The 26703-nt window shown below is 75.1% G+C and carries 16 protein-coding genes; 6 read left to right on the top strand and 10 right to left on the bottom strand.

Going from position 1 to position 26703, the window contains the following annotated elements:
* Positions 1-144: 144 nt before the first annotated feature.
* A complete protein-coding gene (locus ACFVFR_RS00845; RefSeq protein ID WP_383696550.1) occupies positions 145-1041 on the bottom strand; it encodes a hypothetical protein in 897 nt (298 codons plus the stop codon).
* The gene (locus tag ACFVFR_RS00850; RefSeq protein ID WP_383696552.1) at positions 1038-2387 is read right to left on the bottom strand and encodes a PspC domain-containing protein; all 1350 of its coding nucleotides are present in this window, start codon (positions 2385-2387) and stop codon (positions 1038-1040) included. The genes ACFVFR_RS00845 and ACFVFR_RS00850 overlap by 4 nt, the downstream gene beginning before the upstream one ends.
* A gap of 300 nt (positions 2388-2687) precedes the next feature.
* Here ACFVFR_RS00850 and ACFVFR_RS00855 point away from each other — a divergent pair, with 300 nt between their 5' ends.
* The 3 genes from ACFVFR_RS00855 (at position 2688) to ACFVFR_RS00865 (ending at position 7073) form a co-directional block, all read left to right on the top strand.
* Positions 2688-4871 (top strand): protein kinase, encoded by a 2184-nt coding sequence (locus ACFVFR_RS00855; RefSeq protein ID WP_383696554.1) that lies wholly within the window; start codon positions 2688-2690, stop codon positions 4869-4871.
* Between the two features lie 220 nt (positions 4872-5091).
* The gene (locus ACFVFR_RS00860) at positions 5092-6354 is read left to right on the top strand and encodes a PspC domain-containing protein (RefSeq protein WP_383696556.1); all 1263 of its coding nucleotides are present in this window, start codon (positions 5092-5094) and stop codon (positions 6352-6354) included.
* Positions 6351-7073 carry a LuxR C-terminal-related transcriptional regulator gene (locus ACFVFR_RS00865; protein ID WP_383696559.1) on the top strand — a complete coding sequence of 241 codons (723 nt, stop codon included), beginning with the start codon at positions 6351-6353 and terminating at the stop codon, positions 7071-7073. The genes ACFVFR_RS00860 and ACFVFR_RS00865 overlap by 4 nt, the downstream gene beginning before the upstream one ends.
* A 452-nt stretch (positions 7074-7525) precedes the next feature.
* On the opposite strand, the gene ACFVFR_RS00870 is transcribed toward ACFVFR_RS00865, so the two are convergent.
* Complete coding sequence (locus ACFVFR_RS00870; protein WP_383696561.1) at positions 7526-8410, bottom strand: polysaccharide deacetylase family protein; 885 nt, start codon at positions 8408-8410, stop codon at positions 7526-7528.
* 128 nt (positions 8411-8538) lie between these two features.
* On the opposite strand from ACFVFR_RS00870, the gene ACFVFR_RS00875 reads away from it, so the two are divergent.
* On the top strand, positions 8539-9354 hold the full coding sequence (locus ACFVFR_RS00875) for a maleylpyruvate isomerase family mycothiol-dependent enzyme (RefSeq protein WP_383696563.1): 816 nt from the start codon (positions 8539-8541) through the stop codon (positions 9352-9354).
* A 510-nt stretch (positions 9355-9864) separates the two neighbouring features.
* Here ACFVFR_RS00875 and ACFVFR_RS00880 read toward each other — a convergent pair.
* The 4 genes from ACFVFR_RS00880 to ACFVFR_RS00895 form a co-directional block, all read right to left on the bottom strand.
* Positions 9865-11439: a carotenoid oxygenase family protein gene (locus ACFVFR_RS00880; RefSeq protein ID WP_383696566.1), complete on the bottom strand. Its 1575-nt coding sequence runs from the start codon at positions 11437-11439 to the stop codon at positions 9865-9867.
* 194 nt (positions 11440-11633) lie between these two features.
* The gene (locus ACFVFR_RS00885) at positions 11634-12842 is read right to left on the bottom strand and encodes a globin domain-containing protein (protein WP_383696569.1); all 1209 of its coding nucleotides are present in this window, start codon (positions 12840-12842) and stop codon (positions 11634-11636) included.
* Positions 12843-13041: 199 nt separating this feature from the next.
* A complete protein-coding gene (locus ACFVFR_RS00890) occupies positions 13042-13482 on the bottom strand; it encodes an RrF2 family transcriptional regulator (RefSeq protein WP_383696571.1) in 441 nt (146 codons plus the stop codon).
* A 315-nt stretch (positions 13483-13797) separates the two neighbouring features.
* A complete protein-coding gene (locus ACFVFR_RS00895) occupies positions 13798-15003 on the bottom strand; it encodes an NlpC/P60 family protein (protein WP_383696572.1) in 1206 nt (401 codons plus the stop codon).
* Positions 15004-15389: 386 nt separating this feature from the next.
* On the opposite strand from ACFVFR_RS00895, the gene ACFVFR_RS00900 reads away from it, so the two are divergent.
* Positions 15390-18209 carry an ATP-dependent DNA helicase gene (locus ACFVFR_RS00900; RefSeq protein WP_383696575.1) on the top strand — a complete coding sequence of 940 codons (2820 nt, stop codon included), beginning with the start codon at positions 15390-15392 and terminating at the stop codon, positions 18207-18209.
* A 572-nt stretch (positions 18210-18781) separates the two neighbouring features.
* On the opposite strand, the gene ACFVFR_RS00905 is transcribed toward ACFVFR_RS00900, so the two are convergent.
* Positions 18782-20815: a peptidoglycan DD-metalloendopeptidase family protein gene (locus ACFVFR_RS00905; RefSeq protein ID WP_383696801.1), complete on the bottom strand. Its 2034-nt coding sequence runs from the start codon at positions 20813-20815 to the stop codon at positions 18782-18784.
* A gap of 743 nt (positions 20816-21558) precedes the next feature.
* On the opposite strand from ACFVFR_RS00905, the gene ACFVFR_RS00910 reads away from it, so the two are divergent.
* The gene (locus ACFVFR_RS00910; RefSeq protein WP_383696803.1) at positions 21559-21972 is read left to right on the top strand and encodes a cobalamin B12-binding domain-containing protein; all 414 of its coding nucleotides are present in this window, start codon (positions 21559-21561) and stop codon (positions 21970-21972) included.
* 366 nt (positions 21973-22338) lie between these two features.
* On the opposite strand, the gene ACFVFR_RS00915 is transcribed toward ACFVFR_RS00910, so the two are convergent.
* Together ACFVFR_RS00915 and ACFVFR_RS00920 are read right to left on the bottom strand one after the other, a co-directional pair.
* Entirely contained in the window at positions 22339-24171 is a 1833-nt protein-coding gene (locus ACFVFR_RS00915) for a DUF5691 domain-containing protein (RefSeq protein ID WP_383696805.1), read from the bottom strand.
* 842 nt (positions 24172-25013) lie between these two features.
* Positions 25014-26558 carry an SWIM zinc finger family protein gene (locus ACFVFR_RS00920; protein ID WP_383696578.1) on the bottom strand — a complete coding sequence of 515 codons (1545 nt, stop codon included), beginning with the start codon at positions 26556-26558 and terminating at the stop codon, positions 25014-25016.
* Positions 26559-26703: the final 145 nt, after the last annotated feature.

Consider the following 26703-nt stretch of genomic DNA (forward strand, 5'->3'; position numbering starts at 1 on the left):
CGTCCCGCCTCGCCTCGCGCCTCCCGCCTCGCTTTGGCGGCCGGGCCGGCCCCCGCCCCCGGCTCTGGCCCAGGCCACGACGATCACCGTGGCGGGCTTCGCCCGGGTGAATCCGGCACGCATCCCAGACGGAGCTGCGGGCCGTCAGTCCCCGGGACCGGCTGAGGAGTCGGTGCGCGGCCCCGTGTCGGGTGTGGCGTCGGTGGCGGGCGCGGTGGCCGGACCGCCGTGGTCCTCGGCTTCGGCGGCACGGGGTATGGCCTCGGCGTCGGGCGTGCCGGTTATGGCCTCGGGGCTGGCGGTGGTCCCGGTTGCCCCGGTGGTGGGCCTGGCGCTGGGGGTGGCTTGGGTGCCGGGTGGGGTGGCGTTGGTCGCGCCGGCGTTCGGTGTGGACCGAACATCTGAGGCGGCGGGCACGGTGGGTCCGGCCGGAGTCGGCGTCTCGGTACCGGGGCTGCTGCCCGAGGCGGTCTCGGGACCGGAGCTCGTGGGAGCGCCGGCTGTGGTGGTGGCGTCGGGAGCGAGGGCCGTGGTGGTGGCGGGCGCGGCCTGGGCGTCTGGGGCGGATGTCGTGGCGCCGGAGGTCGTGTGGGTGGTGGGGCCGGAGGCCGTAGTGGAGGTGTCGGCGGGGGGTGTGGCAGGTGTGGCTCCTTCCGTTGGGGGTTTCGGGCGTCGTGTTGCTCGGGGGCGTGGGGCCTGCCCCGTGTGTGGTTCTCCGCTGGCCTGTGTGGGAGGTCGCTCCGGGTGGGAGGTGCGCAGCGCCTCGTGGCTGTCGAGGAACCAGGTCATGGGCAGGTCGTTGAGCGGCGCCGGCGGGGGCGCCGCGGTCTCGGTGTGTCGGGCACGGCGGCTGCGGCGACGTGCCGCGTGGGTCACCGCCGTGACGGTCGCGGCCAGCACCAACCCCACGCCGAGCGCCGCCAGCAGCGCGAAGGGGGGCGGGTCCCAGCTGCCGGCCGCGTCCAACCCGTACCCCAGCCCCACCGCGAGGGCCGTGACGCCGGTGACGAGCCGGCCCGGTTCGAAGGTGTGCCGTTTCATTCCCGCACCACCGCCACCTGTCCCACACCCACATCGAGGTCGAGCACGAGCGTGCCCCGCGTCTTGGCGGCCGGCAGCGGCTTGCCGCCGGCCCGGGGGTGGAGCGTCGCCTCGTGCGAGCGGCGGGGCGCCACGTCCACGTCGCTGCCCGGGTCACCCGGCAGCTGGATGTCGCCCAGCCCCACCGCCACGTCGAGGCGCAGCGTCACATCCGCCGGCACCGTCACCTTCAGTTTGCCCGCGCCGACCGAGGCGTGTGTCGCGAGCGTACGGCCGCGTCCCGGGCGCAGGGCGGTCAGGTCGAGCCTGGCGTACCCCGTGCCCAGTTCGTACCGATCGCGCAGGTCGGACGCCGAGGTCGCCTGCCAGGTCCGCTCCCGCCAGTCGGCCGTGACCGACTTCGGCAGGGCCGCGGCACCGGCGAGCATCGCGGCCGTCAGCACCACCGACACCATGGTGCCGCCGCTGGTGCGTCCGTACAGGCTGCTGACCACGAGCCCGAGGCCGAACACGGCCAGCGCGCACGCCAGCCCGATCTCCAGGCTGGTGCCGAGCGGTTGGGCGCTCCAGGTGGTGCTCGTGCCGATGATGGCGGCGCACGCGGCGAGCAGGAACGTCCGGCCGCCGATGCCCTCGCCGCGCGGAGCGGGCGGCGGGGTGACGGACGAGCCCCGGTGCACGTAGGGGGTGTCGTCGGGGCCCCAGAGATAGGTCGTGATGGGGGTGGGGGTGCGGGTGATGCTCGGCAGCCCCGTCGTGCCGTCCTTGACGATCGGGTCGCGCCACCAGGACGGGGCGCCGGGCGCGGGTGGTGCCCGCGTCTCGGGTGGCGCGTCGGCCACCGCCTGGGCCGTCGCCGGGTCCACCGCCCCGTCGCCCTCGGCCTGGCGTCGGTGCCGCGACCAGTACCCCGCGCCGACCGCGGCGAGCGAGACCATCATGGCGAACGCCACGATGCTGCCGTTGTTGAGCATCGACAGGAACAGACCGCACCCCACCAGGGCGAGGAGCACCGCCGTCAACGCCGGGCCCTCCACGCGGCCGGACAGCAGCCGCCGACCCTCGTTCTCCTCCTCGCCGTACCAGGGGATGAGGAGCCAGGCGAATCCGTACGCGACCAGGCCGAGGCCGCCCGCGGCGCTGAGCACGGCGAGCACCACGCGGAAGATGACCGGGTCCAGGTCGCAGTACCGGCCGAGGCCGCCGCACACCCCCGCGATGACCTTGTGCTCGCGGCTGCGCCGCAAGGGGTCGCGCGCGGGCGGCCCGGTCTCGGCGGCCGTGGCGCCCCCGGGCCTGGCCCGGGGCTTCGCGGCGCCGTCCTCGGCGGTGGGTGCGTCGGTCATGACCCCATGGTGTCAACCCCGTCCCCGAGATGGCATCCGGCCACAACCCTGGCCGTTCCCTGAGATCCCGCCACCCCCGTCCCCCAAGGGGCGCACGCCCGGGGCGTACCCCCGTCGATCGACGGGGATCGTGGGGCGTGAGCGCCGCCCACACGATGCGGAGGATTCGATTCCACGCTGTCTCGGGCTGCCCGTGGGCCCCGCCGAAAGGGCACGACGCGCGACGCGACGAGGGAATACGGCATGAGGGCGGCTATCGTGGCCGTTCGAACGGTGCCGGGGGAAACAGAGGGGTGTGCGGTGTCGGACGAGGGGCGGTTGGTCGCCGAGCGGTACCGGCTGGCGGAGCGGATCGGCCGCGGCGGTATGGGCACCGTGTGGAGAGCCGCCGACGAACTGCTGGGCCGTCAGGTCGCCATCAAGCAGTTGCACATCTCCCCGCACCTGGCCGATGACGAGCTGGCCACGATGTACGAGCGGACGCGGCGCGAGGCGCGCAGCGCGGCCCGTATCGCGCATCCCAACGTCGTCGTGGTCCACGACGTCGTGGACGACCGTGGCGTGCCGTGCATCGTGATGGAGTACGTGCCCTCCACCACGCTCGCCGACGTGCTCAAGCGCAAGGGCCGTATCGAGCCCGAGGAGGCCGCCCGGATCGGCCGGGGCATGATCGCCGCCCTGCGGGCCGCGCACGCGGCGGGCGTCCTGCACCGGGACGTCAAGCCGGGCAACGTGCTCCTGGGCACCGGCGGTCACCACGACGGCGGCTACCAGGGGCACGCCGACGCCACCGGTGACGCGGCCGGCGCCACCCCCTGGCCGGGCGGTCGGTCCGGCACCCGGGCGACCGGCGGTGGCCCGCTCGGCGACGGCCGCGTGGTGCTCACCGACTTCGGCATAGCCGTCGCCTCCGGCACCTCGACCCTGACCAAGACCGGCGAACTGGTCGGCTCCATCGACTACGTGGCCCCCGAGCGCGTCAAGGGCGGCAAGCCGGGTCCCGCCTCCGACCTGTGGGCGCTGGGCGCGACGCTCTACCAGGCGTTGGAGGGGCGGCCTCCGTTCCGTAAGGACACGGCGTTCGAGACGGCGTACGCCATCGCCGTCGACGAGCTGCCCCCGCTGCGGTACGCCGGCGTCCTCGGGAGGCTCGTCGAGGCGCTGCTCGCCAAGGACCCCGAGGCGCGGCCGACGGCGGAGACGGTGGAGTGGACCCTGCGGGCCGCCGCCGCCGACGCCGAGACGGAGCTGATGCGGTCCTCGCTGCTGCCCGAGCGGGGCGGCGCCGGGCGCGCCACGCCCGAGGCTGTCGCGCCCCCCGCCGTGGCCGAGACCATCGACCCCGCGCCGGACACGGCTCCGACCCAGGTCAACGGCGGTGTGCGGGCCGCTGGGGCGACGCGTGGCACGGGAGGTGGTTCGGCCGCCGAGGCCTCACCAGGCACCGCCTCGGCCCCCGCCCACACGCCGACGCCAACCCCCGCGCCAGGCCACACCGACGGCGGCACCGCTCCCACCCACTGGCGCACCGACCCCCGGCAGCCCCACCAGCCCCACCAGCGGCAGGCCCCAGCCACCCAGCAGCAGTCGCACCCGCAGCAGCCGCAGTACCAGCACCAGTCCCCGGCCCGCCAGCAGCCGCAGGCCCCTCACGGGCAGTCCGCTCAGGCGTCGCACCAGCAGTCCCCCGTACACCGGGGCGGCCATCCCGCCCCTGGGGGGAGCGGCTCGGATTCGGCGACCACCACGCCCACCGCCGTTGGCGCGCCGCCCGCCCCGAACGGGAAGCGACGCGGACGGGCGACGCTGTGGGGCGCGGTGACCGTGGCCCTGGTCGCGGCCGTGGCCGGTGCCGTGGTCGTGTACCTGGCCGTGCGGGACGACGGCAAGGACGGTGTGCGCGCCGGCGGAGGGCAGAGCGCGCCCCAGACCCCAGGTGGCGGGAAGAGCCCGTCCACGACCGCCGCGCCGCGCCCCAAACCGGCCCCGGTGCCGGAGGGCTACCGGCTGGTCCACGAGGAGGACCTGGGCGTCGCGTTCCCGGTGCCGGAGGGCTGGACCCGCAAGTCGGGCACCGGCGAACAGGTCGACTACGTGGACCCCACCGGCAAGGTCGGCATAAAGATCAACGTGCTGGACTTCGCCACCGACGACCACCTGGAGCACTTCGAGGAGGTCGAGACGCAGTGGCGCGAGCGCGAACCCTCGCTCAAGCGGCTGCGCATGCAGCGCACGACCTTCCGTGGCTCGGAGGCCGCCATCTGGGAGTTCTCCTTCCGTGGCTCGGCCAGGGAGTTCCGGGGCATCGACCTCGGCTTCGGCGAGGAAGGCAAGGAGGAGTACGCCATCTACGTGTCGGGGCCGAGCGCCGAGTGGTCGCAGTACCGGCCCATCTTCGACGTCATCAAGGACAGCTTCCACACGGCCGACGACGTGAAGAACGCGAAGGGCGAGGGCGGCGTGGGCGGCGGCGACTCCGAGTAGTCCGCGACCCCACCGCCCTTCGTCCACCCACCCCTCCGGGTCGCCCGGGGGCGGCGTCGGGCCCGCCGGGCCAGGTGCCGCAAGGCCCGTGCCCGAGGCCGGACGGGGGCGCTCGACGGGGTTCGGGTGAGCGCCCCTGGGAGGACCTCCGGGTTCCTGGGCCCCTGGATCAGGGACAGCCCTGATGTCCCGGCCACGGCCCTCGTGTGACGATCAGTACATGACGGCCGCGGCATCCTCCACCGAACCACCCCTGCGCAAGCTGTATCGCAGCGCGGAGGGGCGGATGCTGGGTGGCGTCGCCCGTGGCCTGGCCGGCCATCTCGGGCTGCCGGTCTCCTGGGTGCGCATCGTGTTCGCCGTGATGCTGATGGCCGAGGGGTTCGGCGTCCTGCTGTACGCCCTGTTCTGGTTCGTCGTCCCGCTCGGCGTCGGCGGTGTGGAGGCCCCCCGGCCCGCGCACGTCACCGGCCGCGACGGCAAGCGCAGACTGCTGGCGCGCAAGCCGGACAAGGGCCAGATCTTCGCCCTGATCGCGGTCGTGGCGGGGATGGCCATCTTCGTCAGCAGCTTCCAACTCGGCCGCGCCAACGCCTACGTCTGGCCCCTGCTGCTGATCGGCGCGGGCGTGGCGCTGGTGTGGCGGCAGGCGGACAACGCGCGGCGGGCCCAGTGGGCGGAGCTCAGCCGCCGCAAGCGACTGTTGCCGATCGCGCGCGGCGCGGCGGGCGTCGTGCTGGTCAGCGCCGGGGTGACCGGCATCGTGGTGATGCAGGGCTCGGCCCGGCACCTGGGCGCGGTGCTCCAGGCCGCGCTGGCCGTCCTGGTGGGTATAGCCCTGCTCGCCGGCCCGTACCTGGTGCGGATGGCGCAGGACCTGTCCGAGGAGCGGCTGATGCGCATTCGGGCCCAGGAGCGCGCCGAAGTCGCCGCCCACGTACACGACTCGGTGCTGCACACCCTCACCCTGATCCAGCGCAACGCCGAGGACGCGCGCGAGGTCGCCCGGCTCGCCCGAGCTCAGGAGCGGGAGCTGCGCGCGTGGCTCAACCGGCCGGAGGGCCGGGGCAAGGAGGAGGTCGACGAGCCGGCGACGCTGGCGGACGCGGTCAAGCGCGCGGCGGCGGAGGTCGAGGACTACCACGGCGTGCCGGTCGAGGTGGTGTGCGTCGGCGACTGCCCGCTGGACGAACGGCTGGGGGCGCAGATGCAGGCCGCGCGCGAGGCGATGGTCAACGCGGCCAAGTACGGTGGCGAGGGCGGCGCCGTGCAGGTCTTCGCCGAAGTCGAGGGGCGTACGGTCTTCGTGTCCGTACGAGACCGAGGGCCCGGCTTCGACCTGGACGCGGTGCCGGACGACCGGATGGGCGTCCGCGAATCGATCATCGGCAGAATGCAGCGCAACGGCGGGACGGCGAGGCTGCGCTCCGCGCCGGACGGGGGCACCGAAGTGGAACTCGAGATGGAGAGGGTCGCGACATGACCGAAGGCGTGACGGGCACCGGCGGCAGTGGCGGCACCGGCGACGCGACCGGGGGCGAGCGCCACGTCAGGGTCGTGCTGGTGGACGACCACCGCATGTTCCGCACCGGCGTGCAGGCCGAGATCGGTGCGACCGACCGTACGGGCGTGGAGGTGGTGGGCGAGGCGGCCGACGTGGACCAGGCCGTCACCGTCATCGCCGCCACCCGCCCCGAGGTGGTCCTGCTCGACGTCCACCTGCCCGGAGGCGGCGGCGTCGAGGTGCTGCGCCGCAGCGCCGCGATGATGGGGGACGCGGCGAACCCGGTGCGTTTTCTGGCCCTGTCGGTCTCCGACGCGGCCGAGGACGTCATCGGTGTCATCAGGGGCGGCGCCCGTGGTTACGTCACCAAGACCATCACCGGCACCGACCTGGTGAACGCGATCTTCCGGGTGCGGGACGGGGACGCGGTGTTCTCGCCACGGCTCGCGGGCTTCGTGCTCGACGCCTTCGCCTCCACGGACGCGCCGCCGGTGGACGAGGACCTGGACCGACTGACCCAGCGTGAGCGCGAGGTCCTGCGGTTGATCGCGCGGGGTTACGCGTACAAGGAGATAGCCAAGCAGCTGTTCATCTCCGTGAAGACGGTCGAGTCCCACGTCTCCGCCGTGCTGCGCAAGCTCCAGCTCTCCAACCGCCACGAGCTGACCCGCTGGGCCACCGCGCGCCGCCTGGTCTGAACGACCACTGGCCCGCGCACACCCGGTGCCGCGCCTGCCCCCGAGGGGCAGGGCCCAGGCACCCACGTGCGGGGCGCCTCCGAGCAGCGGGGCCGGCCCGGGCGAAGGCCGGCCCAGGGCAGCGGCCAGCCCAGGGCGCCCAGTCCAGGGCAGCCAGTCCAGGGCGGTGGGGCCGAGGACTGCTCGACCGGGCAAGGGGTGAGCCGGGCCGGAGGACGGCGGGGTTCCGACAGACGCGGGGGCGGCGGGCCTGCCTCCCGGGCCCGCTCCGGCCCGCAGCCGTCGCCTTCCCGTGCCGGACCTGTCCCCCGTGGCGGACGCGCCCTCGCGCTGGACGCGCCCTCGCGCTGGACGCGCCCTCGCGCTGGACGCGCCCTCGCGATGGGCGCCCCCCCGCGATGGACGTACCTCCGTGACGTGGCTCGGGCCCCGGTCCGCGTGGGCGTCGCCCCTCAGGGGCGGTAGACCTCGCCGGGCTCGGGTACGGCGGGGGCCATGAGCTGGGGCACTGTCACGAACGTGAACCCGCGTTGGTGCAGGGCGTCGATGATGCCGGGCACGGCGGGCACCGTACCGTCGTAGATGTCGTGCAGCAGGATGATCCCGTCCCGGTCGGCCTGGTCCAGGACCCGCTTCTTGATCAGCGCGGAGTCCGTCGTGGAGTAGTCCTTGGCGGTCACGCTCCACAGCACCTGGGAGAGGCCGAGTTCCTTGCTGACCTTGGAGACGTCCTTGTTCGTACGGCCCTGCGGCGGGCGCATGAGGGTGGGCTTGTGCCCCGTTATCTCCTCTATCGCGTCCTGGGTGAGCGCCAGCTCCTTGCGGGCCTCGTCGGGTTCGAGATCGGTCAGTCGGGGGTGTGACCAGGTGTGGTTGGCCACCTCGTGCCCCTCCTTGGCGATGCGGCGTACGAGGTCGGGGTGCTTCTTCACGTGGTTCTTGCCGAGCAGGAAGAACGTCGCGGGGACCTTCTTCTCCTTCAGGGTGTCCAGGAGCTGCCCGGTGTCCTTGCCGGGGCCGGCGTCGAAGGTCAGCGCGATGCACTTGGCCTTCGCGCAGTCCACCGAGCCCGGCTTCGCCAGGGCGTCCTTCTCCTTGGCGTCGTCGCTGGCCTTCGACCGGGCGGACGCGGGCGACGTCGCGTCGCTCGTCGCCGACGAGCAGCCGCCGAGTACGAGGGCGAGGGAGAGCGCGCCGACCGTGGCCGCCGCCGTGCCCGACGCCCGCCGCGCCCGGGACCGAGATCGCCACCCTCGGGGGACGGACGCGCCGGAGGCGTCGAGGGAGGCACGGGCAGGGGTGGGGGGCGTGCCGGGTATGGCGGGTTCAGAAGGCATGCCGAGCACTGTACAAGTTGTGTATACATGAAGTTCATACACCCCCCTCCGCGTGTTCCTCACCCGTCGGTGGCGGGTGGGGGGAGCGTCGCGGCGCACTTGTCAGTGCCACCGCCTAGCGTGCTCGCATGTACTCCCTGAGCCGAGGCCGGTTGGGCCACGACCGTTACTGCGAGGAGATCGTCGTCCAGACCGGTCTGCTGCGGGCCGCCATCGCCGAGGCGGACATGGCGGCCCCCGTGCCCTCGTGCCCGGGCTGGAACGTCGGTCAGTTGCTCCGCCACCTCGGTGGCGGCCAGCGCTGGGCCGAGCAGATCGTCCGCACCCGGGCGACGGAGCCCCCGCCCGACGACGACTTCCGCGACCTGACGCCGTACGCCGACGAGGACGCCGCCGAGCTCGACGACTGGCTGGCCGACGCGGCGGCCGGTCTCGCGGACGCGCTCCGCGAGGCGGGGCCCGACGCGCGGTTGTGGACCCCCGTCCCGGGGCAGGGCACCGCCTTCTACGCCCGCCGCTTCGTCCACGAGACGGCCATCCACCGCGCGGACGCGGAACTGGCGATCGGCGCCGCGTACGAACTCGCCCCGGAGGTCGCCGGCGACGGCCTCGACGAGTGGCTTGAGCTGGGCTCGCTGCCGATGACGCTCGACGTCCGCCCACGCCAGCGCGAGCTGCTGGGGCCGGGCCGCACGGTGCGCCTGCACGCGAGCGACCTGCCGGCCGACACCGCCCCCGGCGCCGACTGGTTGGTGGACCTCACGGGCGAGGCGATCACCTGGCGGCGTGCGGCCCAGCCGGCCGCGGTGACGGTGCGGGCACCGCTGACGGACCTGCTGCTGATCGTCTACCGGCGGCGCCCGCCGACCCCGTCCCCGAGCGTCGAGATCACCGGCGACACCGCACTCCTGGACTTCTGGCTGGACCGGATCGGCTTCGGCTGACCCCCGCCACCCCCTCGGAAACCCCCGCCCACCACCCGGTCGACACCCCGGCCCCTTGAGGAGCCCTGGACCCGCCCCGGCCGCCGCCCCGCCGCCCCGGGGAGCCCGCGCCTGGCCACCCGGCCGCGCCCGAGGCCCCGCCCGCGTCATCGAAGCCGCACTCCCGCCGCCCCGTGGCCGGGCCCCGCCCAGGGCTCGCGCCCAGTCGAAGCACGCCGCACCCCCTCGGAAACCCACGCCGCGCCACCCGGCCTCCCCCCGGGGCCCAGCCCGTACCGGCGAAGCCGCCACTCCCGCCGCCCCGTGACACCGGCCCCGCCGCGAACGCTCGCCCCTCACCGAGGCGCGCCCCCCGCCCCACCCCGCCGAAGCCGCCGCCCCCACCGAGGCGCGCCCCCCGCCCCGCCCCGCCGAAGCCGCCGCCCGCCGCGCGCCCGAACCCCCACCTGCCCCCGAGCCTCCGCCCCGGCCCCGCCGACCCCGCCGCCCCCCAGGAAAGGCGGCGGGCCCCTACGCCGCGTTCGGCATCCATCCGCCGTGGAAGCCCAGGGGCACGCGTACCGGGAGTTGGACGCGGGCCAGGGGTTCGCCCGAGAAGTCCTGGGCGGCCAGGACGATCAGGTCCGTCGCGCCCCGGTCGGGGTCGTGGGCGTACGCCAGCACGTAACCGTCGTCCTCGCCGCGCCCGCCGGCCGGTTCTGGCGCGGCACTCCCGCCCGACGAGCTCGCGCGGGGCACGAACACCGGCTCGCTGACGGCCGCCCCGCGCGGGAAGCGGTGGACTTCGCTGGTGCCGCGCACCACGTCGTGCTTGATCAGCGTGTTGGTGAAGGCGTGGTCGGACGGTACGCCCGCCAGGCCGCCGTAGGCCCGCCACATGTCGGCGGCGTAGGCGGTGTACGCGTAGCGGTACGGGCGGGAGACCAGGTCCTCGCGCAGCCGGGGGAACTCCTGCGGCCGGTCGTCCAGCGGCCGCACCCGTACCCGGCCGCGCCGCAGGTCGATCGTCCAGCGGTTGAGCGTCGGCGGGCCGGCGGCGGCGGGGCCGCCGAGGCGCCCCGCCGCGTGGAACGGCGCGGGCATCGACGTGACGTCCACGACGACGGTGTCGCCCTCGTCGTACGCGTTGAGCGTGTGCGAGTAGTAGAGCGGGTCGATGTCGAACCAGCGCGCCTGGCCGCCCGCCCGGGGCAGCACGCCGATCCGGGTCTGCCGCCGCTTGTTCCACACGTAGGGCACGGTCGCGCCGCGCGCCGCCGCGTCGGCGTCGAACGTCAGCGGCACGTCGAAGATCACCACGTGTCGCGCGGTCAGCGCGAAGTCGTGCACCATCGGGCCGCCCGGCAGCGGCACCTCGGTGGTCCGCGCCACCCGACCGGTCCGGTCCACCACCAGGTGTCGCACGAAGCTCCAGGTCGGGTCGTACGCCACGGCGTGCAACTCCTGTGCCAGCGCGTCGTACTTGGTGTGCGCCGTGAAGGCGCCGTCCAGCGTGCCCCGGAAGTCGCAGGTGCCCACCGTGCGCAACTCCTCGTCCAGCACGTACGGGCGCGGCCCGCCCTCCTGGAGCGCGAGGGCCCGCCCACGGAAGCTGATGACGTGCGTGTTGGCCGGGAAGTCGGCGGGCGGCTCGGGCCACGGGTAGGGCTCGCCCAGCTTCCGGGCCACCGACCGCGAGCGGATCCACCGGTTGCGGTACCACTCGGCCCGCCCGTTCCGCAGCCGCACCCCGTGCACCATGCCGTCGCCCTGCATCCAGTGGTGCGCCCGAGGGTCCTCCAGGCCCAGCGGGTTGGGCCCGTTGCGCAGGTAACGGCCGTCCAGGTCGCGCGGAACGCGCCCGACGACGGGCAGGTCGTACGCGGTGACCTCCTCCGTCACCGGTGCGAGAGCCCCTTCGAGGAAGGGCCGCCGCCCCGCCCCGGCCGGCCCCTCGGGCGGGAGGCCCCCGGCCCCCGGCGCCGTTCCCGGCGCCGCCTTCGCGCCCGCCGCCCGCGCCGCGCCCGCCGCCGGCCCGCCGAGCGCCGCCAACGCGCCGACCGCCGCGGCCCCGCGCATCACCGTGCGCCGGCTGTGCTCACCCATGTTCGTCCCCGCCCCTCGTCGGTGCCCTCGCCGCGCCCCCGCCACCCCACGCGGGGTGGCGGGCGGTCGCGATCCGTTGCCCTCCGACTGTGCGGCCTGACCAGGGGCGGAAGCAGTAGGGCCCGGCGGCGTCTACGGGTGGCGCTAGGCGGGTACGCGGAAGGTGGCGCCAGCCCCCTTGCGCCGTGGCCGGGTCAGTCCTCGCCGCGCCACAGGTCGGGGCCGAAGACCTCGTAGTGGACGCGGTGGGCGGGCAGACCCAGGGCGCGCAGCGTGGTGCGGGTGGTGCGCAGGAAGGGCAGGGGGCCGCAGAGGTAGGCGGTGGTGTGGGTGAGGTCGGGCAGCGGAAGGGCGGTCAGGTCGACACGCCCGGTGCGCTCGGCGGGCCAGGGGCCGGTGGGCTCCTCGTACCACAGGTGGGCGACGGCGCCGGGCAACTTGCGGATCGCGGTGTCGAGTTCCTCGCGGAAGGCGTGGCTGGCCTCGGTGCGGTCGCCGTGGACGACGGTCACCGGCCGGGCCGAACCCGTGGTCAGCAGGTGGTCGAGCATGCCGATCAACGGGGTGCAGCCGATGCCCGCGGAGACCAGCAGCAGCGGGCCGCCCTCGTCCGCGTCGAGCGTGACGTCCCCGAACGGCAGGCTCACCCGCAGGAGGTCGCCGGCGCGCACGCGGGCGTGCAGGTGGGTGGAGACCGCGCCGTCGGGTGTGGCCCCGGCCTCGCCGGCGACCGCCTTGACCGTCAGGCGCAGCCCCTCGGGCCGGGCGGCGCTCACGCTGTACTGGCGTATCTGGTGTGCCCCGTCGTCCAGTTCGACCTGTACGGAGACGTACTGGCCGGGCCGGGTGGGCGGCGGCGGGGTGCCGTCGGCGGGGCGCACCACGAAACTCACCACACCCTCGGCCTCGGCGACGCGGTTCACCACGCGGTACTCCCGCCACACGTCGCCCTCCTGCACACCGGCCGCCGCGTACAGCCGCCCCTCGACGGCCAGCAGCGACTCGGCCATCAGCCAGTAGACCTCGTCCCAGGCCGCGGCCACCTCGGCGGTGACGGCCTCGCCCAGCACCTCGACGATGGCCGCGAACAGGTGGGTGTGCACGATGGCGTACTGGGGGCGGGTGACGCCGAGCGAGGTGTGCTTGTGGGCGATCCGGCCGAGCAGTTCGTCGGGGGTGGCGGACGGGTCTTCGACCAGCGTCGCGGCGTACGCGGCGAGCGCGCCGGCCAGCGCCTGCCGCTGGGTCCCGTTGGCCTGGTTGCCCCGGTTGAACAGGTCGCGCAGCAGCTCGGGGTGCGCGGCGAACAGCCGCTCGTAGAAGCGCGTGGCGATGTCGTCCAGGCTCGCGCGGACGGCGGGCAGCGTGGCGCGAACCGTGTCGGCCGACTTCGGGGACAGCATGAGCTCCTCCAAATGAGTATCTGAGATTCGTCTTTTAGGGCGTGGGGCTCGACGCGAAGGTCGGCCCGGGTGGGGGCGTGGCGACGTGACCGGGCACCGGCCGGCGGCGGGGCGCGGGCGGGTGGGCCCGCTGCGCGACATCGGCCGTACGGAGGTGGCCGAGGAGGGGGTGAGGTGTGTGGTGAAAGGGGGGTGAGTGTTAGGTGGGGCGCGGTGTGAGAGCCAGCAGGACGGGGCCGGTCGGCGGGGACACGAGGTGGTCGATGGTGAGCGGGTCGAGCGTGGCGTAGAACGCCTCCTGCGCCTGGCGCAGCGCCGTCCGTAGTCGGCACGCCGTGCGCAGCGGACAGGGCGGGTCGTCCTCGCAGCCCACCACGTCGCCCGTGCCCTCCAGCTCGCGCACCAGCCAGCCGAGCGAGGCGGACCGACCGGTCGCGGTCAGGGCCAAGCCGCCGCCCCGGCCCCGCCGGGCCTCCACGACCCCGAGATGGCGCAGCCGCGTGACGACCTTCGCGGCGTGGCTGTACGGCACGGCGACGGCGTCGGCCACCTCGCGGGTGGTCGGCGCGCTCTCCGCGTCGAGCACCGCGAGGCGCATCGCGACACGGAGTGCCAGGTCGGTGGCCTTGGTCAGTCGCACACCGCGAGTCTACTGAATGCACATCTGAGACTCGTCTTTGGGGGTGGGTCAGCCGTCACGCCCGGCGGGGCGGCCGTCACGCGAGGCCGGCCGCCCCGTCCGCACCAGGTCGGCCCCGGCCGGCCCGCGCGTGCCCGCGAACCCGGCCCGCCCTCGTCCCCGGCCCGCCCGCGCGTGCCCCTGCCCCCGGCCCGTCCTCGTCCCCGGCCCCGCTTCGGCCCCGGCCCGCCCCCGGCCGGGCGGGCCCACCTCACACCGGCGACCGTCGGCCACCCCCGGCCCCCGTCGTTCCCGGCCGCCGGCGCGCGCCGGCGCTCACGCCGGCCGTACGCTCCCGTACAGCGGCATCGTGAAGATCGACTCGATCCGCACGTTCGCCCCCGGCCGTGGTGCGTGGATCATCCTGCCCGCGCCGACGTAGAGACCGACGTGACTGCTGTCGGCGTAGAAGAAGACCAGGTCACCGGGGGCGAGGTCGTGGGTGTCGACGCGTCGGCCCACCTTCACCTGATCCCAGGTGGTGCGCGGCAGCCGCACCCCGCCGGCCCGCCACGCCCCCTGCGTCAGCCCGGAGCAGTCGTACGCGGCGGGCCCGGTGGCGCCCCACATGTACGGCTTGCCGAGTTGCGCCCGCGCGAAGTCGATCACCCGCTGCGCCCGGGCGGAGTCGGCGGGTGGCACGGGATCTCCGAGGCCGCCGCCCCCGCCCTGGCCCGCCTCCGCTCCCTGCCCGCCGTCCGCCGCCCGCTCGCCCTCGCGCGCCTCCCGTTCCCGCCGCTCCCGCGCCTCCCGTTCCCGCCGTTCCCGCGCGGCCTGCTCGCGGGCCAGCTCGTCGGCCTCGCGCTGTGCCTCGACCCGCTTCCTGCGCTCCAGTTCGGCGAGGCGGGCCCGCTCCTCGGCCGTCAGCCGGGACAGCAGCTCGCGGGCCGCGATCAGCTTGGCCTGTACGGACTTCCTCCTGGCCGCCAGGTCGTCCCGCGCGGCGGTCAGCTCCGCCAGGCCCCGCTTCGCCTCCGTACGCCGCGTGGCCGCCGCCACCCGCTGGGCCCGGTAGTCCGCCAGCGCCCGCTGCTGGCGCGTGGTCATCCGGGCCAGCAGGTGCGACTGGTCGAAGAAGCGCTGGGAGTCGGCGGCCAGCAGCAGTGTGGCGGTGGAGTTGGCGCTTCCGTCGCGGTACTGCGCGGCGGCGAGGACGCCGAGTCTGCGCCGGGCCTCGTCGACCTTCTCGGTGTGCTCGGCCAGGTCCCCGAGCAACCCGTCCACCCGGGCCCGCTGCGCGCCCACGCGCTCCTTCGCCCTGTTGTACGCCTGGGTGGCGCTGCCGGCCTCGCGGTAGAGCCCGTCCACCCGCTCCCGCACCTCCTCCACCGAGGGGCGGGGCGCGCCCGGCGCGGCGCCGGCCGACGGCGCGACCTGGGCGAGGAGGCTCAGCGAGAGGAGGACGACCGTGGTGAGACCGACGGCGGTACGAGGGTCGGACGAGGTGCCCGACCGAGGCCGCGACCTGCGGTGTGACGCCAAGGGAGGCGACTCCTTCCGTGGACCGCCTACCGGGTTGACTGTCGGGTTCGGGCGCTCCGCGCGGACCGACGACGGGCGTCGCCGGGGCCACGGGGAGGGAAGGTCTGCCCTACGGTCCGCGCGCGGACCGATTCACCCCGGTGGTACTTCCCGCCCCGGGAGAACTCCCAGGTGGGGCGGGGGACGGTGGGTCCCCGGCTCCGACCGCCACCCGGCGGCCGGACTCGGCGCGGGCCGCCCGCTGCCGACGCTCTCGCCGGCCAGGGCACGGGCCACCCTGACCTGGCACCGTAGCCAAGGTCGGGGCGCGGGGGAAGGCCGGCGCGGGACAGGAGAGGGGAAGGGCGGTGCGGGTTGTCAGTGGTGCCGCCTAGACTCGGTTCGCGATGAGCAGCCTCTTTGACGACGACTTCCTGGCGGACCTCGCGCGGGCGGGCGGGGAGCCCCCGCCCGAGGAGCACGAGATCCCCGAGGACGGCCCGAGCGACGTGGCCGCGCCCGCCGGCGCGGCACCGGAGCCGGTCCCGCACGACCTGTTCGCCGGCTGGGACCTGCCCCCCCGGCAGACGCCGGCCGCCACCGGCTTCGGCGAGCGCGCCGGCCACGCGCCCTCCGACGCGTACGGCGACGGCGACGACCCCGACGCGTACGGCGAGCGGGACGCCTACTACCGCGACGGCGCGCCCCGCCCCGTCGTGGACCCGGCCGCGCTGCTGGAGGGGATGAACGACCAGCAGCGTGCCGCGGTCGTGCACGCGGGCTCGCCGCTGCTCATCGTCGCGGGCGCCGGCTCCGGCAAGACCCGGGTGCTCACGCACCGCATAGCGCACCTGCTCGGCGCCCGCCGCGCGCACCCCGGCGAGATCCTCGCGATCACGTTCACGAACAAGGCCGCGGGCGAGATGAAGGAGCGCGTGACGGAGCTGGTGGGCGCGCGCGCGAACGCCATGTGGGTCTCCACCTTCCACAGCGCCTGCGTGCGCATCCTGCGCCGCGAGTCCAAGCGGCTCGGCTTCACGTCCTCCTTCTCGATCTACGACGCGGCCGACTCCAAGCGGCTGATGGCCCTGGTCTGCCGCGATCTGGATCTGGACCCCAAGCGCTTCCCGCCCAAGTCCTTCAGCGCGAAGATCTCCAACCTGAAGAACGAGCTGATCGACGAGGAGGCGTACGCCGCGCAGGTCTCCGGCGAGTCCTCGACGTCGGGCGGCGGCTTCGAGAAGACGCTGGCCGAGGCGTACACGATGTACCAGGCGCGGCTGCGCGAGGCCAACGCGCTCGACTTTGACGACATCATCATGACCACGGTGCACCTGCTCCAGGCGTTCCCCGACGTCTCCGAGCACTACCGCCGCCGCTTCCGGCACGTCCTGGTCGACGAGTACCAGGACACCAACCACGCCCAGTACACGCTGGTGCGCGAGCTGGTCGGGCCGGCCGAGTCCGCCGCCGAGCTGTGCGTGGTGGGCGACGCGGACCAGTCGATCTACGCCTTCCGGGGCGCGACCATCCGCAACATCCTCCAGTTCGAGGAGGACTACCCGAACGCGACGACCATCCTGCTGGAGCAGAACTACCGCTCCACCCAGACCATCCTCAGCGCCGCCAACGCCGTCATCGAGCGCAACGAGAACCGTCGCCCGAAGAACCTGTGGACCGACGCCGGCGCCGGTGCCACGATCACCGGGTACGTCGCCGACACCGAGCACGACGAGGCGCAGTACGTCGCGGACGAGATCGACCGGCTGACCGACGCGGGCGACGCCCGCGCCGGCGACGTGGCCGTCTTCTACCGGACCAACGCCCAGTCCCGCGTCTTCGAAGAGGTCTTCATCCGCGTCGGCCTGCCGTACAAGGTCGTCGGCGGCGTCCGCTTCTACGAGCGCAAGGAGGTCCGCGACATCCTCGCGTACCTGCGCGTGCTCGCCAATCCCGAGGACACCGTGCCCCTGCGGCGCATCCTCAACGTCCCCAAGCGCGGCATCGGCGAGCGCGCCGAGGCGATGATCGACGCGCTGGCCCAGCGCGAGCGGATCTCCTTCGCGCAGGCGCTGCGCCGGGTGGACGAGGCGTACGGCATGGCCGCGCGCTCGGCCAACGCCGTCAGGCGGTTCAACGTGCTCCTGGAGGATCTGCGGACCATCGTGGAGTCCGGCGCCGGACCGGCCACGGTCCTGGAGGCGGTCTTGGAGCGCACGGGCTACCTCGCCGAGCTCCAGGCGTCCACCGACCCGCAGGACGAGACCCGCGTGGAGAACCTCCAGGAACTCGCCGCCGTGGCGCTGGAGTTCGAGCAGGAGCGCGGCGTCGCCCCCGGCGAGCCCGTGGACGCCACCGACGCCGGCGCGGGCGAGGCCGGCGCGAGCGGGGCGACGGTGACCGCCGTGGAGGAGGCCGCCGCCGCGGCGGCCCGGGTCGCGAGCCCGCGCGCCGCCGAGCCCGAGACCGCCGAGGCGAGCCCGGCGGCCGGGGGTGTGCCCCAGGACGAGCCCGTCGCGGGCCCGGCGGGCGCCGCCGCCGACGCGGCAGCCGCTGCGCTGACCGGCACGCTGGCCGACTTCCTGGAGAAGGTGGCCCTGGTCGCCGACTCCGACCAGATCCCCGACGAGGACACGGAGGGCACCGGCGTCATCACGTTGATGACGCTGCACACGGCGAAGGGCCTGGAGTTCCCCGTGGTCTTCCTGACCGGCCTGGAGGACGGCGTCTTCCCGCACATGCGGGCCCTCGGCCAGGCCAAGGAGCTGGAGGAGGAGCGGCGGTTGGCGTACGTGGGCATCACGCGCGCCCGCGAGCGGCTCTACCTCACCCGTTCCACCATGCGCAGCGCCTGGGGCCAGCCCGCGTACAACCCGCCCTCGCGCTTCCTCGACGAGATCCCCGACCAGTTCCTCACGTGGAAGCGCACCGGCGCCGCCACGCCGTCCGCGTCGATGAACTCGGTGACCACCTCGCTGTCCTCGTCCCTGTCCGCGTCGGCGCGTTCGGCCGGCCGGGGCGCCAGCAACGCCTTCGCCACCCGCCGCGTCAAGGACCGCCCGGTGGTCTCGCTGGCCGTGGGTGACCGGGTCACGCACGACTCCTTCGGCCTGGGCACCGTCGTGGGCGTCAAGGGCAGCGGCGACGCGGCCGAGGCGACGGTCGACTTCGGCCAGGAGAAGCCCAAGCGACTGCTGCTGCGGTACGCGCCGGTGGAGAAGCTGTAGCGCCTACGGCGCGTGGGACCCGGGGCGCCCGCTTCGGCGAGCCGCCCCACACGCGTTCTCGGGGGCGACCGGGCCCCGGTCGCCCGGGCGGGGCCCGGCCTGCCGGGGGTTTACTGGCGCGGGCGCGCACGGGCGTTGGGCGAGGACGGTCCGCCCGGTCTGGCGGCCGCGACGGCCGAGGCGCGCGCGTCGGACCGTACCGCCACGGCCCGCCAGCCGGCTCCCGGCGTACGAACTTCAGGGGGTACGAGCCCTCAGGAGGTACGGGGGAGTGGCGAATCCGTGGCGCGGAGTGCGGAGGCCGGGGAGGTGAGCCGGGGCCGGTGACGCGGTCCGGGACGACACGGGGGCGATCCGGCCGGCCGATCGCGGACCTTCGGCGGATACGCGGAAGCCGCTGGAGATGCCGGAGCGCCGGGGCGCGGCGGGATGCCAGGGGCGCGGCGCGGTGTGCGGGCGTGCTCGGTCGCGCGTCACGCGTCGGTGCGGGCGCGTCCGGAGAGGGCCTGTCGGGCGGCCGGGCAGCGGCCGGGGTGGCAAAGGTGTGGGGTGGCGCGGGTGCGCCGGGCGCGTCAGGTGGGGTCGAGCCCGTGGCCGCGGAGCCAGGTCAGCGGGTCGACGGCGGAGCCCCCGCCGGGCCGGACCTCGAAGTGCAGGTGCGGGCCGGTGGAGTTGCCGGAGTCGCCCGAGTACGCGATGGTGTCGCCCGCCTGCACCGAGCCGGAGCGCAGCTTCGTGCTCCCCAGGTGGCAGTACCAGGTCTCGGTCCCATCGGGCGAGGTCACTATCGCCATGTTCCCGTACGCGACGTTGAACTGCGTCCGCACCGTGCCGTCCGTGGCGGCCATGACCGGCGTGCCGTAGTCGACGGGGAAGTCGATGCCGGTGTGCACCGACATCCAGTTGATGCCCGCCTGCCCGTACCCCGCGCTGAGCCCGTGCTGGGCCACCGGGAGCGCGAACTTGGGCCGCATCGCCTCCTTGCGCGCCGCCTCCTCGATCTTGCGCTTCTTCTCGGCGGCCTGCCGTTCCCTGAGGTCGATGCGCTCCTGCGTGCGGCTGGCGCGGTTGGCGAAGTTGTCGGCCTCTTCGGTGAGCCCGGCGAGCTGGGTGTCCAGCTTGCTGTTGGCGGCGGTGGGCTGCACCGGGGCCCGGTCGGGCGCGGCCTGCGCGGTCGCGTCGCCCTTCTTGTCGCCGTCGCCGCCCACACCGCTGACGGACGCGGCGGCGACCGCCGCGACACCCATGACGGCGACGGACGGCACGGCGACGGTCAGGATCGCGGAGCGGCGGGAGCGCGTGGCCGGCCGGCGTCGACCGCGACCACCGTCGCGGCGGGCGGGCGGGGCGGTGGCGACCGCGGCCTCGGGCTGCTGCCGGCGGCGGGCCGCGCGGGTGCCGGGTTCAGCGGGAGCGGGGGCCGAGTGGCCGGAGGGAAGGGGGGAGGAGGTGTCGCCGGGGACGGCGTCGGGGTCGTACGGAGCGTCGAGATCGGCCTCGGACAGGACCGGCATGGCGGCCGTCCGTTCAGGTTCCGCCTCGGGCGCCGCGTCGTACGCCTGCTCGTGCGCCCCGGTGTGTTCCTCGTCCGGCCGCGCCTGCTGGTACGGCTGCTCGTAGCCGGACGCGTCGGCGCCGCTGGTCGTCGCGAACGAACCGGTGTCCCAGACACCGTCGTCGTAGGTCCCCGGTGCGCCGGCGGGCACCTCGTCCCGCTGGTCCGCCGGCGCGGCGAGGTCCGCGCCACCCGGGACCTGGAAGGAGCCGGTGTCCCACTGGGTGCTGCCGTACGGACCGGACGCGTGCTGCCCGGTGTCCCACTGGCGTGTGTCCCACTGCCCACTGTCGTGCGCGCCGGTGTCGAGACGCCCGCTGTCGAGATGCCCGATGTCCTGGTGGCCGACCTCGTGGTGGCCGGGGGCGAGCGGAGTGCCGGTGTTCCACTGTCCGGTGTCGAACTGCCCGGTGTCGTACGTCTGGTCCGTGAACGACCCGGCGTCGAAGGTGCCGGTGGCGAACGGTCCGCCGACCACCTGTCCGGTGTCGGCGGGCCCCGCGACGAACTGTCCGGCCGCGAACTGCCCGGTGTCGTACGGGCTGGCCTCGAACGTCCCCGGCTCGGTCTGGCCGGCGCCCCCCCAGGCGCTGGCGTCCCACTGACCGGAGGAGTCGGCGTCCGCGCCGGCGTACGGGCTACCCGCGTGCTGTGGATAACCAGTTGTCTGGGCCCACCCGCCCGTGGTGTCGTAGCTGCCGGTGTCGTAGCCGGTCGACTGGTCGTCGTACGCGGAGTTCCACTGGCCGGCGTCGTACTGACCGGTCGACTGTCCGTCGTACCCGCCGTCGTAGGCGAAGCCCTGGTCGTGCGCGAGGTGCTGCTGGCCGCCGTCCTGACCGTCGGAGTACGCGCCGTACAACGGGGCGCCGCTTCCGTCGGCTTCGTCGAATCCGGTGGCGAGCTGGTCGAAGGTACCGGTGGCGTAACCGTCGTACCCGGCATGGCCGTGCTGTGCGCTCTGCTGGTCATACGACCCGTAATGCGCTGATGAGGCATCGGGAGCGGGGGCCGCCGGGTCTGGGTTACCCGACGGGTGACGGTTGTTCACCACCAACTTCTCTTTCGCCTCGACAGCAGGAGAATTAGCGGCGACTGTACCCGGCAGTACGTGACGCCGACAATCTTCCACAGGTTTCTCGCCTGCCGAGAACGGGCATTTGGTTGCCTTTCGGCGCGTCGATCGGCATTACTTGGCTGTTTGTTCGACTCTCGTTCGATGAAAACCCCGGCAGGAGCGCAACCGAATCCGCCCTCCAAGCGTCTGGGGCCCGCTACGCGACCCCTTGTTTCCACTCCGCGCTCCGGTCGCCGTCGCCCTCCGCCGTCGACGATGCCGCGTCACGGTGGGCCCTCACGGTGCCGAGCCGCGAAAGGAAGGGGGCGTGTTGCCCGTGTTCGTGCCGATATGGCGCCGCTGAGTGGGCGCCTGGAGGGGGCGGGCCGGATGTGGGGGGCCGGGGTGCGGGGTCGGGGTGCGGGGCACGCGCGCGGCTCGGGCGAGCGGTGCGGGCCGTACTCTGCGCCGGGCGGCTGACGGCGCAGAGTACGGGGACTTCGCCCTGGCTGTCTCGGACACCGGTCCTGCTCCGCGCGCCCGCCGCGCGGGCGGCGCGTAGCGTTCGTGGTGTCCACGTGTGATTTCCCCCTCCCTCTTCACCGGGAAACGACCGCTTACGGGATGCTGGCGATAACGTTCGTTCACACCTGTGGCCGGTGCCGGCAGTCATGCGGGGCACGTGCCGACCGCCTGCGGTGCAGGCGGTCAGAATCCGTAAAGGCATGGAGGCAGTGATGGGAGTGACCGGTCCGATCCGCGTGGTGGTGGCCAAGCCGGGTCTCGACGGCCACGATCGCGGGGCGAAGGTCATCGCGCGTGCGCTGCGGGACGCCGGTATGGAGGTCATCTACACCGGGCTGCACCAGACTCCGGAGCAGGTCGTGGACACCGCGATCCAGGAGGACGCCGACGCGATCGGCCTGTCCATTCTCTCCGGCGCGCACATGACGCTCTTCGCCAAGGTTCTCGAGCTGCTGCGCGAGCGTGAGGCCGAGGACATCAAGGTGTTCGGCGGCGGCATCATCCCCGAAGCGGACATCGCCCCCCTGAAGGAACAGGGCGTGGCCGCGATCTTCACCCCCGGCGCCCCGACCACCGACGTCGTGGCCTGGGTGCGTGCCAACGTACGCCACCACGCCGAGGCGTAACCCCTCCCGCCCACCGGCCTCCGCGCCTCGCGGCGGCCGGTGGCGACGGCCCGCCGCCGGCGCCCGGGCCAGCGCGCGGCGCGCGCCCGGCCGGCGGATGTCCCACGGCGACGCGGCCGGAGGCCGTGGGTGGTGCCGGTGCCCCGCGCGCTGCGCGCGGGGAGCGTGGGCGGCCACGCGAGTCGGGCGGGAGCCGCCACGGGGCCAGGGCCCCTCTCTCGTGCGTACGCCTTCCCCTTCTTCTTCTCTCTCGGTCACCTCGCTGGTGCGCCTCGGCCCGTGCCCGCGTCCTGGCCGGGCCGCTCACGCGCGCGGCCCGTGGCGCGTCGGGCTGGCGCTTCTCGCGTGGCCTGGCGCCCGGTGGGTCTAGCGCTCCCCGACCGGTGCCCCCGCGTTAGCCAGCTCCGCCTGCATGGTGGCGCGTAGGCGCAGCGTGCCGACCAGCCGTTGGAACGCCTCCGACCAGTACCCGACCGCGCCCGGCGCGCTGTCGCGGGGTTCCTCGGCCAGCGCCGTCAGCACCTCGAGACGGTCGGCCACCGCCGGGTCGAGACACCGCTCGGCCAGGCCCATCACCCCGCTGAAGCTCCACGGGTAACTGCCCGCGTCACGGGCGATGTCGAGCGCGTCCACCACGGCCCGGCCCAGTGGCTCGGCCCACGGCACCGTGCACACCCCGAGCAGCCGGAACGCGTCCGAGAGGCCGTGCGCGGAGACGAACTCCGCCACCCACGCGGCTCGCTCCTCCGCCGGCAGTACCGTCAGCAGCTTGGCCGGGTCGCGCCAGGACGGGCCGGCGGCGGCCGGGGTCAGGTGCCCACCGAGTGCCGCCTGCGCCGCCGACGCGCCACCCCGGTTCGCGGGGCCACCGCCGGCGGGCGCCTGGCCCGGGAGCCCCGTGGTCGAAGGCGCCGCGCCCGGGGGTGTCGTGGCCGGGCGGGCCGGGCCGGCGGGAGCCGCCTCCGCGTCCGGGGTGCTGAGCAGGGCGCGCGCCCAGTCGGCGTTCCGCTGCCGGACCGCGGCCCGACTCCACGCCGCGTGCAACTCCGCCTGCCAGCCGTCGGCGACCGGCAGCGCCAGTATCCGCGCGGGTGTCCGCCCACCGAACCGCTCGACCCAGGCGTCGAGCGGTGTCGCCTCCACCAACTGGGCCAGCCACCAGGCGCGTTCCCCGCGCCCCGACGGCGGTTTGGGCACGATCCCATCGCGCTGCATCTCGCCGTCGCAGTCGACGGGCGGTGTCACGGCCACCCCGGCCGGGCTGTCCGGCCCGCCCGCGCCCCCCGTCTCGTCCAGGGTGACGCAGGCCGTCGAACGCGCCGCCATCCGCGCGGCCAGGGCCGAACCGGGCAGGGTCGACAGCAGCTCGGCCGCGGTGGAGCGCACGTTGCGGCTGCGGTCGGACAGCGCCTGCTCGACGAACGGCTCGTCGGCGGGCGCGAGCCCCTCGCGCAGCGAGTCGAGGAACATCAACCGGTCCTCGGCACGCTCGGTGGTCCACGTGCGCGTGATGAGGGCCCGCGCGGCGGCCGGGTCCCGGCGGCGCAGCGAGGCGAGCACGGCCACCCGCTCGGCGAACAGGCCCTCCTCCCAGACGCGTCGCGTCGCGTCCTCGTCGAGCGTCGCGCCCGGTGTCGCGGGGTCGGCCTCGCCGCTCGTCGGCCCGCCACGCAGGGCGAACTTCCAGTCCGGGTTGAGCCGCGCCAGCCACAGCGCGCGCGGGCCGGCGAGGGCGAGCGCGGCCGGGCGCAGGTCCGTCCGGGCGCGGGCGGCGTCCAGCAGGGCGGGCAGCAGCGCCGAAGGCGCCCGATAGCCGTACCGGTTGGCGGTGGCCAACCACTGCGGCAGCAGTTCGGCCAGGTCGGGGGTGGTGCGTGAGCCGCCGCCCCCGGTGCCGGCGCGCTCGGTGAGCAGCAGGGCGAGCCGGACGCGGGCCGCCGGCGGCAACCCCGGCCTCGGATCGTTGGGCGCGGGGTCGGGGCCGGGCCTGGCGGCGGCGGGCCGGAGCCCCGCGCGGCGCCGCACGGTGCTGATCGCGGCGGCCTCCAGAAGCGCCGTCGCGGCGTCCTGCCCGGGGCGTACGTCCACCGGGGGGGTGCGCCGGTCGGTGCCGAGGAGCGCGGCGGCCAGCAGGTCGTCCCAGCTGGCCGCGGGGCGGGCGGCGGCGTGGGCCGGCCCGGTGTCCGAGGTGTCGGTCAACGTCACGGGGTGCCTCCATGGCTGGTCGGGCGGCGGGTCGTGGGTGCGGGGTGTGAGGTGCGGGGCGGTGCGTCGGGCGGGCGGGGCCGGCGGGGCGGCGCCCACGCTGTGCTGTGTCCGCCCCGCCTGCCGCGCGTCCCCCGCGCGCCGGGGCGATGGGTGTCGCGGGGCCGGGTGTCGCGGGGTTCGCGCCGGAGTTCGGGGTCGGGGGCGGGGAGGGCACGCGGCGGAGCTCGGGGTTGGCGTCGGAGACGGGCACGGGAGTTGGGGGTGGGGGTCGGGTGGTGGCTCGGGCGCGGTGGGCTCGTCGCGGGGCCCTACCGGGTGGGGCCCCGCCGGGTCCTCCCGCCGCCAGGTGGGTGCCGTGCCGGGCGGGGCGGTGTGTGCCGGGCGGGCCCCACTGTGGGGGCGGACCTCGCCGGGTGGGCGCCGTGCCGGGTGAGGCCGTGTCGGGTGCGGGCCCGGGTGAGGCTCCGTCAGGCTGGCCCCGTCGGGTGGGTTCCGTGGCAGGTGGGGTGGTGAGTGACGGGGGTGCGCGGGTGAGCCGCGCTGTGTGGGCGGCTTCTGTCGAGGGAACTCCGGGTCGGCCCCGCCGGGGCGGGTGCCGTGTCGGCCGAGGTGGTGTGTGGCGGGGCGTGGTCTGGTGAGCCTCGCCATGCGAGCGGTTTCCGCCGGGACAGAGTCCGGATGGGGCTCTGCCAGGTCGGTCCCGTCGGGCGGGGCCGGGCCTGGCTCCGTCGGGGCGGGGCTCGCCGGGCGGGGTGTGTCGGGCCGGAGTGGGGCGGGCGGTGTCGCGGCCGCGCGGGGTGGCCGGACGGCCGGTGCGGGGCCGGCCGCCGCCGTCACGGTGTGGCGCGGTGGCGGCGGGCGGCGAGGGCCACCGGGGTGCCGTTCCAGGCCGTGAGGGGGGTGAAGCCGCGATGTCCGCACTCACCGAAGACGGTCAGCGGCTCGCCGCCCGATATCGCGGCGAGTTGCCACAGGTCGGTCGCACAGCGCGGGTCGACGGGCAGGGCGAGAACGCCGTCCGCGTCGGCGAGCTGCCAACCGTCCGCGCCGGAGCGTGGCCGCGCACCGCCGTCAGCTCCCGCCGCGCCGTCCCGCCGCCCGCCATGCTGGGCGCCGCTGGAGGTGGCGAGCGCCTCCAGCGCCGCCGCGTCCGGGACGGGCACGACCTGGGAGAGGACCACCGGCCAGGCCTCCAGCCAGGGGTCGTCTCGCAGCGCGGTGCCGTACGCGGCCAGGGCGGCGGACACACCCACGCCGGGAGGCCCGCCGGTCGCGTCCCCGGGCGGGGCACCGACCGCCCCGGCCGGTGGCGCACCGGCCGCGCCGGTCATGTCGTCGTTCGTGGTGCCGTACCGCGTGCCGAGCACGGCGCGCAGCGGGCGGGCGGCCGGGTAGAACGCCAGGTCCGCGTCCAGTGTGAGGCCCACGGGCAGGGCCAGTTCGGGTGCGCGGCCCGCGGCGCCGAAGGAGAGCAGCAGGGCCAGCCTGCCGGTGCGCGAGCCGCGCAGCCACAGACGGCGGGTCGTCAGCTTGCCGTCGTCGGTGTCCTGCCGGGCGAGCACCAGCCAGTGGTCGCGCACCGGCTCGGCGCTCGCGAGCAGTTCGGCCGTGTCCGTGGTCAGCCCGACGCGGGTGCGCGTCGTGGCGGCCAGCGGGGCGGGCAGGTCGGCGACGCGCCGGAAGCCCTCGCCGAGCAGGTGCGCCAGGGCGCACTCCTCCAGCAGCCGGGACGGCCAGTCCGCCCCGGACGCGGTGATCGCCCCCAACTCCCGCACCCGTGCGGCGAGTCCGGGTGCCTGCGCGTCGACCATGCGGGCGGCCGTCTCGTCCCACTGGGCGTACCCCGACCGGTCGGCCCCGGCCAGGCCGTCCCGCACGAGGTCGGCCAGTCGGCGCTCCAACTCCGTGGTGCCCGCGGCGATGCGCCGCTCGCGCTGCTCCACGCGGTCCGCGCGCCGCCGCGCCGCCGCCTCGACGTCCGCCGCGTCCCGCTCCCCGCCGGCGGCCGCGGCCCCCCGCCCACCGCCGGCCGCCGCGCGCTGCCGCCGGCCGCTCAGCCACTCCTCGGCCCAGGCCGGCGGCTCCGCCTCGGGCACCGGCTCCCCCGTGGCCCAGAGCAGCAGCAGGCCCAGCGCGTGCTTGCACGGAAACTTGCGGCTCGGGCAACTGCACCGGTACGCCGGGCCCGAGAGGTCGACCACGGTCTGGTACGGCTTGCCGCCGCTGCCCGCGCACAGCCCCCACAGCGCGCCGTCGCGGGTGCCGCCGCCCGACCACGGTGCGGGAGTCGACAGCTTGCCGCCCGCCTTTTGTGACGCGGCGTCAGGAGCTAGCGCGAGCACCTGTTCCGCCGTCCATCGTTCCCCCTGCCAATTCATGTCAACGACGCTAAGCCACCCCTCTGACAATCGCTCTGACCTGCGGATTCCACAGCCCGACCGGCATTGTCAGAGGGGTGGTGCATGGTGGTGAACGTCCCCGGCCGAGACGGTCGGACGGGCAGGTGAAGAGGGGGATTTGTGA

Source organism: Streptomyces sp. NPDC057702, from assembly GCF_042799315.1.
Taxonomy (GTDB): Bacteria; Actinomycetota; Actinomycetes; order Streptomycetales; family Streptomycetaceae; genus Streptomyces.